Here is a 12,542-nt window from a genome sequence, read left to right on the forward strand (position 1 = left end):
TTACTTGTTGATGACCTTACGGCCTTTGTAATAACCATCAGCTGTTACGTGGTGACGACGGTGCGTTTCACCAGAGGTAGAATCAACCGACAGTGTAGGGCCGCTGAGTGCATCGTGTGAACGACGCATGTCGCGCTTAGAACGACTTTTCCGATTTTGTTGTACAGCCATTACGCTATCTCCTAAGTTACTTTTTCTTTAATTCTTGCAAGACCGCGAAAGGATTGGACTCAGCTTCAGCTGTTTCATCAATTTCGCCCCATTGCATATCATCTGCTTTAATCTGGCAATCTTCAGGAGCGTGTTTCACCACCACTGGCATTGCCAAAATAAGTTCATCTTCAACGACTTGGTGTAAGTTTACCTCACCTAGTTCGTTCAGCTCAATAGGCTCATACTGAGCTGGAATATCATCTGCTTGTTGCCGTTTGGTGATCGGCGCATAAGCAAATTCCGCATGAACCGCTAGGTCCATCGGTTGTTGACAACGTTCACAAGCGACCGTTACCGCAACCGCTGCAACCCCATTGAAGTATTTTACCCCTTGCGCATCGACCGCAAAATTCAGAGTAACCTCAACGTCATTGCATGATTCGAGCAAAAGATCACGGAAACGCTCAAGTGCCGCACTGGGCACTAGCCCATCGTAACTGAGTTGCTTCCCCGCCGCTTTGACCGGGTCGACCATAATCGGGATACGAACCTTTTGCATAGGGCGCGAATGTTAAAGGATTCAGCACCTGAAAACAAGCGTTTTAGCGATTTTTAAGCGCTTTCCAGCGGGTTTACTCCAAACCCTCTCAACATTTCTAATAAGCGGATTAAAGGCAGTCCGATTAAACTATTCGGATCGTCACCGTGTAATGCCTCGAATAAGCAAATTCCGAGTCCTTCACTCTTAAAACTTCCGGCGCAATTGAGCGGTTGCTCTAATTCAATATAGCGAACGATTTCAGCCTCAGTTAATGACCTAAATTTCACCTCAAACCGATCCACACATACTTTGTGTTGTGACTGACTCGAATCAACGACCGCTAACCCAGTTAAAAACGTCACCGTTTGTCCACTGAGTTCACGCAATTGCTGTTGCGCTCGTTCAATCGTGTGCGGTTTGCCCATGATCTGGCCATTACAATAAGCGACCTGGTCGCTCCCAATGATCAAATGCTGCGGATACTCTGCTTGCAACGAGGCAGCCTTTTGGTAGGCCAAGCGCTGGACCAAATCAGCTGCTTGCTCCCCGACTAAAGGGGTTTCGTCGCAATCAGGCGCTGCCGTGCTGAAAGGTAAACCGAGCTTTTCTAGCAATTCACGTCGATACGGCGACGTAGACGCCAAAACAATAGGTCGTCTCATGATTCCCCCGCAAAAATATGTGATTTCAATTCACTGAGTTGATCAACTATCGCGATCGGGTTATGCCGCGCTAGACGGGTGCGGTCGTGCACCCCATGCGTCACGCCGATACTGGCAACACCAGCATTTGCAGCCATCGCCAAATCGTGCACCGAGTCACCTACCAGCACAGTCTGTGCACTGGTCATACCGCTATGCGCCATAATTTCCTGCAACATTTGTGGATCGGGCTTAGAACGCGTTTCCCCGGCACAGCGCGTCACTGCAAAATAATCCTCTAGACAATGCTCTGTTAAGACCCGATCTAATCCTGGTCGCGCTTTGCCCGTAGCGACAGCTAAGGTAGCCCCTGCTTGTCTGAGTTCATGCAAAAGTGGCAGGGTTTCATTAAATAACGGTGTCGGAGTTTGGTTGGCAACCACGTATTCATGTTTATAGGCTTGCAAAAAGGCTGCATGCTGCTGTTCTGTTAGGCGTCCGAATAACCCTGCTATGGCTGGCTCAAGGCTTAAGCCAATGACATCTTTGACTGCCTGCTCCGACGGAACTGGCAGCTTGAGTTGTCGGGCGCAGGCTTGCATTGAACTGATAATCCGCCCGATTGAGTCCATTAAGGTGCCATCCCAGTCAAACACGACCAGCGCATACTTCAATCTCATATTAGGCGTTCCGTAACTTATGCAACGTCTGTTCAAGCACCTCATCGAGTGGCGCGATGCAATGCACCCGCTCTCCACTCTTAGGATGACTAAAGAACAGCTCGCGGGCGTGCAGAAACAGACGATTCAAACCCAGCGCTCGCATACTCTGATCAAACCCTTGTTCCCCATACTTAGGATCACCGGCGATCGGGTGGCCCGCATGCAAAGCATGGACGCGAATTTGGTGGGTGCGACCGGTGATCGGCGAAGCCTCAACCAGAGTCGCTTGGGCAAACTTTTCAATAATCCGAAATCGTGTTTCAGAGGGTTTACCCTCTGCATCAACCCGCACCACGCGTTCACCTGACTTTAGGGTATTTTTTTGCAGCGGCGCATTGACCACCTTCACATGCGCCTGCCATTGCCCTCGCACTAAGGCTAGATAACGCTTGTCCATGGTTTTATTACGAAGTTGTTCATGCAAATGGCGCAGCGCTGAACGGCGTTTTGAGATCAAAATACAGCCGCTGGTCTCGCGGTCTAGACGATGGACTAACTCGAGTTGTTTCGCTTGCGGGCGCAAGGCACGAAGTCCCTCGATGAGCCCAAATTGCAGACCTGAACCACCATGTACGGCAAGTCCTGCTGGTTTATTCATCACCATCAAGACGTCATCTTCATATAAAATATAATCTTGTAGCGCTTGAATTCGATCCAGCTTTGCCGATGGGAGCGGTGCCGCTGCGGCAACTCGCACGGGTGGAATACGGATAACATCGGCGAGACATAATTTGTAATCTGGCTTGGTTCGGCCTTTATTCACTCGGACCTCACCCTTGCGGATAATTCGATAGACTAACGACTTAGGCACGCCTTTTAGAGCTGCCAATAGGAAATTGTCGAGCCGCTGTCCAACATGATCAGCCTCGACTGTGTGCCAGCGTACCTGCTGGGATGAAACGTTTGCAGTGGGTTTTGTCATAGCGCGCTAGTGTACTCAAACTAGCGCGCTACAGCTAGTGGTTATTACTGAGAAGCAGTACTTTGGGCAACGGGTGCTGCACTCTCGATGGTATAATCAATTTCCATACCATATTGTGAAAATGCCATACCAATACGAGCCCGCATATTCATCTCCGCGAAGCCTTCCATCGCTGGATCAATTGGCTCTCCTCTGAGCATGGCCTCTGCCAGCATAAACTCAAAGAGTTTGGCGTAATGCACGTTTACTGCGAACAAGCCATTATTTGCCATTGGCTCTGCAACCACTTGGTTCGCTTGCTCTGCAGCAATCGCACCAAAATAGAGTGCCAAGGTGGACTCACCGCGTTGTAAGAACAGATCAAGCGGCTCGCCTAAGGTAGCCGCTACAACATCACGCAACGAGACAGCGTCACCGACTGCTGGTAATGGTTGATTCGCAAGCGGTGGGAACGATGCTTGTAACACACTATAGAGTGCTTCGACATCGTCACTACTGATACTCATCAAGGCATCAAAATTACTAAAATCACCTTTACTGAGACGTTCCGCGTCAATCTCATTGACCGCGACAGCAGCCCCCTGCACGCCATTGCCTAAAGCGAGCGCACCAAGCATTGCGGCTGGGTTGGTGGTTTTCATTTCGGCCTGCAGTTGTTGAAGATCAGCACAACTAAAATCGACATTAGCAATGCTCGACCAAATATTGCTCACACTGACACCCAAGCGACCAATATCACTCCCCAAGCCAAAACTCATCATCACTCGATCATCATCACCAACACGCGCCAAGGCTGGAATGAAACCTTGCAACCCAGTCGCCAGTTCCAATGCCTTTGGATCAGCAATCGCAATTACGCTGCGAGTGCTCAATTCAAAGCTGTCGGTGCCATCAAGTTGATATTCCATATCCGAGTACAGTCCCGGGAAAGCGGTGGCAACACGGTCTAAATCGGCGGCGCATTCAGGTGTTTGCCAAGTCGCCATCGCAGCCAATTCCTCAGCATCCAACTGGGCCTGAATGGCTTGCCCGAGACGACTTGATTGCGGCTGAGTGAACAGTTCAACAAGACGCTTTGAGTCAACAAATGCAACCCCGTCAGGGCGCAAGTCATAACGCTTGCTGACCGCTTCAACATAACCTGTGTCGGCTAAAGATAACGCTGGCTTAACCAGTGCCAAGGCTTCTGGCAGATGCGTTGCATCAGCAATATGGCTATTGATCACAATAGTTGCCCACTGCTGCTCGGCGCGGACTAAAACCTCTGCATATTCTTCGCTGTCACCAATCCGATACGCACGCACAGCAACACCATCAACATCTCGCATGGTATGACTGTAGCCGGACTTTTGTTCCGCGCGGTCAAGCATCGCCGCGAAGCCTGCTGCGTCATCAAGTTGCCAACGTAACACAGGCATTGCCCCGACATGGTACATTAACGTACGAGCGTTTTCAGAGAGTCCAGTCAGTTCGCTAAAACGTTCTTGTTCAAGCATGGCGGCGAGAAATTCGTCGACCAATTGCACCACAAACCGCAAGCCTGGACTGTCTTCGCCATTCACATCAAACTCATTTTCAAGTTGGCTTTGCAGATCATCTCGAACCTGTTTGAGTTGCGCTTCAGTCATCATTGACGTCGCTTTAAAATAGTCGACCATATTGATCGGGTTAAATTGCCCGCTAAAAAAGACTGTATCGGCTGGAACTTGAGCTAACAACTCGGCAGTATCTGATTGAGTTTGCTGGCTGTAGTAGTATGCACCATAAGCACCGGCGGCGATTACCGCTGCGGCAATAAGAGTTTTACGCACGAGGCTTCCCCTGTTGGATTGTAGTGTGTTTGTAGTAATTGTTGTGGTTGTAAGAAAATTGTAGTGCTATCACGCTTAAGCCGCAACCTTTATTCAAAGATGTATGTTTTATTGCCAACTGTCACGAAATCATGACATAATAACCTGTCGGAAAAATTCCGCACCGACCGAAGTTAAGCGGTAGCAAGATAACACTATTTTTATGGTCGCTTGAGTGAACTCTAACCCGGGTCATTTGCTCATTATAAGAGGCAGTAAGTCGACGTTATCGCTGTGACATCAATTGTTCCAGCTGATTATTCCGACGCCTAAGTGAGTTACCCCTTCAGTTCAGTCACTCGAGCGAAAAACAAAGTTGCCATAGCATGGCACACGTGGAAGAACCAAGCGCATTTCGGCTGGTAACCAATTGCAAACCTCACGCTTAACGAAGCGGGAGGCGTCAGTACTCGCTGCGGAAGCGTCATGACACCCCACAATTAGAAAACGAAATCGCGATAGCGTAACTGCTTCTCGTGCTATGTTGTGGCTTAGCAGATTGAGTCACAGATATGAAAAGAATGCTTATTAATGCAACCCAGCAAGAAGAATTACGGGTTGCACTGGTCGATGGTCAACGTCTATATGACCTCGACATCGAAAGTCCAGGCCACGAACAAAAAAAGGCCAACATCTACAAAGGTAAAATTACCCGCGTTGAGCCGAGCCTTGAGGCCGCTTTTGTTGACTATGGTGCTGAACGCCATGGTTTCCTCCCGCTAAAAGAAATCGCCAAGACCTATTTCCCAGACGATTACAGTTTCTCTGGACGGCCAAACATCAAAGAAGTCGTCCGCGAGGGACAAGAGGTCATTGTCCAAATCGATAAAGAAGAACGTGGCCAAAAAGGCGCTGCCCTTACCACCTTTATTTCACTCGCGGGGAGTTATTTGGTGTTGATGCCGAATAATCCACGCGCCGGTGGCATCTCTCGTCGCATCGAAGGTGACGAAAGAACCGAATTGAAAGAAACCCTTGATAGCCTCGATTTACCTAAATCTATGGGGTTAATCGTGCGCACTGCTGGGGTCGGTAAATCTCGCGAAGAGCTAGAGTGGGATTTAAATGTTCTCAAGCACCATTGGGCTGCAATCGAAAAAGCAGCAGCTGAACGCCCTGCTCCGTTTCTTATTCACCAAGAAAGCAATGTCGTTTTCCGAGCCATTCGTGACTACTTACGCCGTGACATCGGTGAGGTGTTGATCGATAAACGTTCGGTCTATGACCAAGTTCGTGAGCACGTCACTCTGATTCGTCCTGATTTCGTGAATCGGGTTAAATTATACGAAGGTGATATCCCGCTCTTTAATCACTACCAAGTTGAAAGCCAAATCGAATCGGCGTTCCAACGAGAAGTGCGGTTACCATCAGGTGGCTCGATCGTAATTGACCCAACTGAGGCGTTAACTTCAATCGATATTAACTCAGCGCGGGCAACCAAAGGCGGTGATATCGAAGAAACCGCCTTGCAAACGAACCTCGAGGCCGCTGAAGAAATTGCGCGGCAATTGCGTTTACGCGATGTCGGTGGCCTAGTGGTCATCGATTTTATCGATATGTCGCCAACGCGCCATCAGCGCGAAGTTGAAAATCGTCTGCGTGATAGCTTGAAGCAAGATCGCGCCCGCGTGCAAGTGACTCGGATCTCACGGTTTGGCTTGCTTGAAATGTCACGCCAGCGTTTACGCCCGTCACTCGGTGAATCGGCCAATCACGTTTGTCCGCGTTGTAGTGGGCATGGCACGATTCGCTCAGCGGAGTCGCTCGCCTTATCCATTCTACGCCTGATTGAAGAAGAAGCACTTAAAGATAATACCATTCAGGTACAAGCGCAGGTTCCTGTAACTGTCGCTACCTACTTACTGAATGAGAAGCGCAATGCTGTGATTAAAATGGAGAAGCGTCATAAAGTATCCATTTTGGTCATTCCAAACCCGCATCTTGAAACACCGCATTTTGATGTACGTAGACTGCGTGCAGATGAGGTCGAATCGGCAAATAGTTTCGCGCTAATCGAGAAACCAGAAGATGCCAACGCAGCTCAAATCGTTCTCAATAAAGAAAAAGCAAGCTTCGAAGAGCCTGCACTCAAAGGCCTGCAAGCGCCAGCCGCACCTGCACCAAGTGCAGCTCCGCAAGCAGCGAAGCAAGCGAGCGGCCCAAGTTTGCTCACCCGCCTGGTGAAATGGCTCGGTTCACTCTTCACTGAAAGCGAAGATGACAACAAAAAATCGAAACAAAACCAGCGCAATGGACGCAGCAATAATCGCCGTAATCAAGCGAATCGCAATAACCGTCGTCGTAATCCGCGCCAACGCAATCAAGCGCAAAGAGACAAAGCGAGCGATAGCGACCGCAGCAACGGCAGCGCTGACAAAGATCAGAAAACACGGAAGGAACGCAGTAACAACCGCCGTGGTGGTCGTAATCGCCAGCGCAGTAATGAAACGACTGCAACTGAGCAGAGCAACCTTGAGCAAAAGCAAAAGTCGACTGATGCGAATCAAGAACCCAAAACGCAAGTGCCTAAGACACGTCGTAAACGTCGTGAGCTAAAAGGTTCGGTCCGTAATGGACAAAACCAAGCCGCAGTAGAACAAGAAGTACTCAATACTGAAGCTACCGCGCCTGTTGAAGCTGAAACGAAAGTCGAAGCGAAAGTCGAAGCCACAGCTGAAACCAGCACCGAGACCAAGGTTGACACGGCTGCTGGCGAGCGCAGTCGCGATCGTCGTTCACCACGACATCAGCGTGCTGCAGGCCAACGCCGTAAAGCACAAGAGCAAGCCGCCGCAGAAGCTTCAGAAACTGTAGACACTGTTGAAACTACAGAAACGCCAGTAACAGAGGCGCCAGCCAGCGCTGAAACCACACCTGTTGTTGAAGACACAACTACCGTTGAGACGAAACCGAAAGCGAAAGCGAAAAGCGCGAGTAAGGCAAAAGCAGAACCAAAAGCTGAGCCAGAAGCTAAGCCAGAGGTAGAGGTAGAAGTAGAAGCTGAACCTGAAGAAACAAAAGCTGAAGTAGCCGCTGCGCCTGAGGGGTCCTCTGACGACCAAGCTACTGTTGAGGCCGAGGTTGCGCCAGCCGCTGCCGCGTCGCAAACTGCGGTAGCTGAGCCAGCTCCAGTCGCTGCCAAACCCGAACCAGTCCGCGGTAAAGTCGTGTCAGCGGCAATGGCTAAAGCTACAGCTGTGCCACGCACCGATGCTTTCACAGCTCTTGGTGTGCTGGCTGATGACCAACGCCTGCCGTTCAGTAAGGATGCTCGTGTGGCAAGCTTTACCGAAGCGAAATCAATCGTCTTTGCTGAAATGGCAAAATGCGATGGGCAACAGTCGTGACTGAGTGCACCAAATAAAAAGGCAGCCAACTTGGCTGCCTTTTTTGTTCGCCTACTACGCTGTAATTATGGCTTAAGATTTTCTTCGAACAATTTAAAGATTCGACGATATTCATCAAGCCAACTTGATGGCTGGCGGAAGCCATGCGGCTCGACCGGATAAATTGCCGTTTCAAAATCTTCTTTTTCCTGTTCGATTAAACGCTGAACGAGTCGCACGGTATCTTGGAAAAAGACATTATCATCAACCATAGGTGCGTTGATAAGAAGTGCATCCTCTAAGCCCTCGGTGAAGTAAATCGGCGAGCTGCGACGATAAGCGATCGGATCATCATCAGGTAAATTCAATATATTCGATGTATACCCAGTGTTGTAGTGCGCCCAATCGGTCACTGGACGCAGCGCAGCACCGGCTTTGAATAGACCGGGCTCGGTGAACAAGGCCATAAAGGTTAAGAAGCCACCGTATGAGCCACCGTAAGTTCCAACGCGGTCCGTATCAACATTGGCGTTTGCACCCGCCCACGCGACTACATCGACTAAATCTTCCACTTCCGGAGTACCCATTTGGCGATAAATTGCAGTACGCCAATCGCGGCCGTAGCCCTTAGAGCCGCGGTAATCGAGATCCAAAACGACATAACCTTGTTCGGTTAAGAAGCTATGGAACATGAATTCGCGTTGATAGTTTGACCATCCACTGTGCGCATTCTGCAAATATCCGGCGCCGTGGATAAATACCACTGCAGGATATTTCTCAGCCCGATTGGGATCATAATCATGAGGATAATAAACCCGCGTATAGATTGGATCCTCTACATGGCTCGACGCAATCGGCACAATTTCTGGTGCAACCCAATCGAAACTTGTGAATGTTTCGGTCGCAGTATCGGTTAATTGTTGCGCTGACTCAGTTGCATCGAGCTTTTGCACAAATAACTCAGGTGGACGCAACGCCTGTGAGTTGGTCACCAACAACGCATCTTCGGCAGGACTTAAACGGAAATTATTGATACCGCCTAAATCGGTTAGTTGCTCCATGTTGGCGCTAGCTAACTCGACGCGATAGATTTCATACTGGCCTGGGTGCGGTTTATTGGCGCTAAAATAGATATGCCGGCCGTCATGGCTCACTTGCGGCCCTTCGGTGACATATTTACCTTGAGTCAGTTGCGTTGTGTTACCGTTCAACTGATGTTTATAAAGATGCGCATAACCGTCTTGTTCAGACTGGAACCACAAAACATCATCACTACCCGGCACGAAACCAAACTCATTGTGGGTATAGTTGATCCAGGCTTCATCGTGAAGGCGATGTTGTGATACCAATTGTTGCCCGGCGAAATCAACGGTTGCGATCCAGCGATCTTTGTTATCCCAAGCCTCAAGCATCAAAGCAACCTCAGAGCCCTGGTCATTCCAACGAATCGCACCGTTGCGCCAGCCCCAATCGTTCATCAAAGTGATCGGACGTGGTGCTTTTGCCGATTCATAAGTTTTACCCTGAGCCGCATAGTTTTCAGCTTTAACCTCTGCCAACACATCTTCATCCCAACCTGGTAAAGTGTTGTAGGTCAAAGTACTCACCGACTGCTCAGTCAGATCGAGTACATGAACTTGATGCTCAACCGGTTCAGCGTCTGCCACCCGACGGCGCACATTCTCAGCTTTCACCCGGCCGTCTTCACCAATATAGTTCGGCATGATATCGCCATCATCACGCCAGCTTGTAGGCGCTGAAGTGACCACAATGAGTTTATCGCCTGCCGGTGATAAGCTGGTCGCAACGATTTGCTTATTGCCGCCTAAATAGAATGGTTCAGGCGCTAAACTTGCATTGGCTTGTTGCAATGCTTGGCGCGCTTCAAAACGCTCTTCTCGATCACGACGCTCAGTCTGCACAAACTCGATTAAATCGAGTTGTTCGCGCGCAATAAAATCTTTCGGCGCTTGATTCGCTTCAGGTGCTTGGCTAAGGCGTAACTCAGCTAACTGAGAAATAAGCCCTGTGCGCGGATCCAGGGTAAAAAAAGTATTGCCCTCGGCAAAAGCCAACTGACCATTTGTTAAAAACTGCAACTGTGCCTGGCGCGCGCTATCGCGAGTGAGTTGGCGTAACTCACCAGAGCTCATATCTTTGATAAAAATATCGCCTTCAAATAGATACGCCATCATACTTCGATCAGCATTGTAGACAGCATCTTGGTAGGCGTAAGCATGCATTCGCTCAAGCGGGATCTGGTGCAGTTTGCCGCCTTCAAATGGCAGATGATACCAATCACGGAGGTTACTGCCCTCGCGTTTCTGGGCATAAATCACACCGCTACCATCGGCCAACCAGTAGGCTGATTCAGGTGAGCGGGCGACCCAATCTTGGTCCGCCATAATCTGTTCAAGAGTCAATTCACCGCGCTGAGTGGCGCTCGGGTTGCTAGCTACTTGCACGGTTTCAACAACAGTCGTATCAACAGCTGTGACTTGCGTTGTGGTTGTGCTACAAGCACTTGCCACTAGAGCCGCAGCAAAGGTAAGCGCTAAACGTGTTTTCATGCGCTGGATATCCTCATTTTGAAGTTATTGTGATGTTCCTTTCGCAAGCATTAAAACAAAAAGCCCGACAAACTGCGAGTCGGGCTTCATCAAGTTGCGATAGATATCCGCGAATTTGCGGTTAGACTTGTGCATCCGGCTGCTGTTCAGGAGCCGCTGCTTGGACGAAATCTAAGCTCAAAAGCTTCTGATAGAGACGCTCCAGTTGCGGATAATCAGCAAGCTCAATGCCGAACCGCAAAGCACTATAGACCTGTGGCACCAAGCAGGCATCAGCCATGCTAAAACTATCGCCGACGGCATAATCACCTGCGGTCTCGTGCAGGCTGGTTTCAAACGCCTGAAAAGCGCGGCCAAACCATTCTTGCAACCAGGCTTGTTTCGCTTGCTCAGACACCTGTAACTGCTGGGTTAAGTATTGCTGTACGCGTAAATTAATCAGCGGTTGTAATTCAGCAGCCAAGTCTAAACTCAGTGCACGAATCGTCGCGCGTTGTGCCGCATCACCTGGTAACAGTTTTGGTCCTGCACAGGTCTCATCAAGATACTCGAGAATTGCAAGTGATTGATGCACCACATGGGAGCCATCCACTAGGGTTGGCACTAACCCATTCGGGTTTAATTGACGATACGCCGTTTGATGTTGCTCGCCCCCATCACGCAATAAATGTACAGGAATCGAGTGGTAGTCTAGGCCTTTATAATTCAACCCAATACGCACCCGATAACTGGCGCTTGAGCGCCAGTAACCATACAGTTCCATAGGACCTCCCGTGCTTTATTCGTCGTGCTCTGGGCCGGTATATTGCACAACTTTTTGATCGATCGAACCGAAGATACTGCGCCCTTCTGGATCTTTCATTTCAATGCGAATGGTGTCACCAAACTGCATGAATCCGGTCGTTGGCTTGCCATCACGAATCGTTTCGATCATCCGCACTTCGGCAATACAGCTATACCCCACCCCGCCTTCTGCGATCGCACTACCATGGTCGGTGCCTTGCTTATTCGACACGGTTCCTGAACCAATGATCGCGCCCGCGCCGAGGTGACGAGTTTTCGCTGCATGAGCAACCAATTGACCAAAATTAAAGGTCATATCTTGGCCTGCATCAGGCTTACCAAAAGGTTGTCCGTTGTATTCACTTAACAGTGGCAAGTGAACTTTAAAATCATGCCAATGCGAGCCGAGCTCATCTGGGGTGACCGCGACGGGTGAAAATGCTGAGGATGGTTTCGATTGGAAGAAACCAAACCCTTTGCCTAATTCATTTGGAATTAAACCGCGCAGAGAAACGTCATTCACCAACATTAATAAGCGAATCGCAGCACCTGCTTGTTCCGCAGTAGCACCCATAGGGACATCGTCAGTGATCACGGCAATTTCACCTTCAAAGTCGATTCCCCAGCTGGTGTCAGCCATTTCGATATCATCTTTTGGACCAAGAAAATCATCCGAACCACCCTGGTACATCAATGGGTCAGTCCAAAAGCTTGGCGGCATTTCTGCATTGCGCGCCTTTCGCACAAGCTCCACGTGATTTACATAAGCACTGCCATCCGCCCATTGATAGGCACGCGGTAATGGGGATTCACATAATGCTTCGGAAAAGTCCTCGGCATCGTCCAATTCACCAGCGTTGAGCGCTGCGTATACTTTTTCTAGTTCAGGAGCAATACCATCCCAGTCATCAAGCACCTCTTGCATAGTTGCGGCCAATGCTGGAACAGCGACAGCCCGACTAAGGTCGCGGCTTACCACCATTAATTGTCCGTCACGTGTGCCATTTCTGTAGCTTGCTAATTTCATAAATATC

The 12,542-nt window shown here is 49.6% G+C and carries 10 protein-coding genes; 1 reads left to right on the top strand and 9 read right to left on the bottom strand.

Going from position 1 to position 12,542, the window contains the following annotated elements:
* Genes rpmF through CWI83_RS02620 form a run of 6 tightly spaced genes read right to left on the bottom strand, consistent with a single transcriptional unit; the run spans window position 1 to window position 4,790 of the window.
* Window positions 1-171 (bottom strand): 50S ribosomal protein L32, encoded by a 171-nt coding sequence (gene rpmF / locus CWI83_RS02595; RefSeq protein WP_126825293.1) that lies wholly within the window; start codon window positions 169-171, stop codon window positions 1-3.
* Window positions 172-187: 16 nt separating this feature from the next.
* Window positions 188-712, bottom strand: coding sequence for a 23S rRNA accumulation protein YceD (gene yceD, locus CWI83_RS02600; RefSeq protein WP_126825296.1), 525 nt, complete (start codon window positions 710-712; stop codon window positions 188-190).
* Between the two features lie 53 nt (window positions 713-765).
* Complete coding sequence (locus CWI83_RS02605) at window positions 766-1,356, bottom strand: Maf family protein (protein ID WP_126825299.1); 591 nt, start codon at window positions 1,354-1,356, stop codon at window positions 766-768.
* Window positions 1,353-2,015, bottom strand: coding sequence for an HAD-IA family hydrolase (locus tag CWI83_RS02610; RefSeq protein WP_126825302.1), 663 nt, complete (start codon window positions 2,013-2,015; stop codon window positions 1,353-1,355). The genes CWI83_RS02605 and CWI83_RS02610 overlap by 4 nt, the downstream gene beginning before the upstream one ends.
* Window position 2,016: 1 nt before the next feature.
* Window positions 2,017-2,979, bottom strand: coding sequence for a 23S rRNA pseudouridine(955/2504/2580) synthase RluC (rluC, locus tag CWI83_RS02615; RefSeq protein ID WP_126825305.1), 963 nt, complete (start codon window positions 2,977-2,979; stop codon window positions 2,017-2,019).
* A gap of 44 nt (window positions 2,980-3,023) precedes the next feature.
* Window positions 3,024-4,790: a hypothetical protein gene (locus CWI83_RS02620; protein WP_126825308.1), complete on the bottom strand. Its 1,767-nt coding sequence runs from the start codon at window positions 4,788-4,790 to the stop codon at window positions 3,024-3,026.
* A gap of 551 nt (window positions 4,791-5,341) precedes the next feature.
* Between CWI83_RS02620 and rne the strand changes: the two genes are divergently transcribed.
* Window positions 5,342-8,176, top strand: coding sequence for a ribonuclease E (gene rne / locus CWI83_RS02625; RefSeq protein ID WP_126825311.1), 2,835 nt, complete (start codon window positions 5,342-5,344; stop codon window positions 8,174-8,176).
* Between the two features lie 65 nt (window positions 8,177-8,241).
* Here the strand turns inward: rne and CWI83_RS02630 are convergent, their stop codons facing one another.
* The 3 genes from CWI83_RS02630 to CWI83_RS02640 all read right to left on the bottom strand — a co-directional run bounded on the left by CWI83_RS02630 (window position 8,242) and on the right by CWI83_RS02640 (window position 12,535).
* Complete coding sequence (locus tag CWI83_RS02630; protein WP_126825314.1) at window positions 8,242-10,725, bottom strand: S9 family peptidase; 2,484 nt, start codon at window positions 10,723-10,725, stop codon at window positions 8,242-8,244.
* Window positions 10,726-10,846: 121 nt separating this feature from the next.
* The gene (gene maiA, locus CWI83_RS02635) at window positions 10,847-11,488 is read right to left on the bottom strand and encodes a maleylacetoacetate isomerase (RefSeq protein WP_126825317.1); all 642 of its coding nucleotides are present in this window, start codon (window positions 11,486-11,488) and stop codon (window positions 10,847-10,849) included.
* A 15-nt stretch (window positions 11,489-11,503) separates the two neighbouring features.
* Window positions 11,504-12,535, bottom strand: a complete 1,032-nt coding sequence (locus CWI83_RS02640; RefSeq protein WP_126825320.1) for a fumarylacetoacetate hydrolase family protein — start codon at window positions 12,533-12,535, stop codon at window positions 11,504-11,506.
* Between the last annotated feature and the right edge of the window lie 7 nt (window positions 12,536-12,542).

Origin of the sequence: Pseudidiomarina taiwanensis, assembly GCF_003987435.1 — a bacterium.
Classification (GTDB): domain Bacteria; phylum Pseudomonadota; class Gammaproteobacteria; order Enterobacterales; family Alteromonadaceae; genus Pseudidiomarina; species Pseudidiomarina taiwanensis.

Bases quoted from the DNA above. Each gene is read 5' to 3' on its own strand.
- rluC (WP_126825305.1), bottom strand. From the start codon at position 2,979: ATGACAAAACCCACTGCAAACGTTTCATCCCAGCAGGTACGCTGGCAC.
- maiA (WP_126825317.1), bottom strand. From the start codon at position 11,488: ATGGAACTGTATGGTTACTGGCGCTCAAGCGCCAGTTATCGGGTGCGT.
- CWI83_RS02610 (WP_126825302.1), bottom strand. From the start codon at position 2,015: ATGAGATTGAAGTATGCGCTGGTCGTGTTTGACTGGGATGGCACCTTA.
- rne (WP_126825311.1), top strand. From the start codon at position 5,342: ATGAAAAGAATGCTTATTAATGCAACCCAGCAAGAAGAATTACGGGTT.
- CWI83_RS02640 (WP_126825320.1), bottom strand. From the start codon at position 12,535: ATGAAATTAGCAAGCTACAGAAATGGCACACGTGACGGACAATTAATG.
- CWI83_RS02605 (WP_126825299.1), bottom strand. From the start codon at position 1,356: ATGAGACGACCTATTGTTTTGGCGTCTACGTCGCCGTATCGACGTGAA.
- yceD (WP_126825296.1), bottom strand. From the start codon at position 712: ATGCAAAAGGTTCGTATCCCGATTATGGTCGACCCGGTCAAAGCGGCG.
- CWI83_RS02630 (WP_126825314.1), bottom strand. From the start codon at position 10,725: ATGAAAACACGTTTAGCGCTTACCTTTGCTGCGGCTCTAGTGGCAAGT.
- rpmF (WP_126825293.1), bottom strand. From the start codon at position 171: ATGGCTGTACAACAAAATCGGAAAAGTCGTTCTAAGCGCGACATGCGT.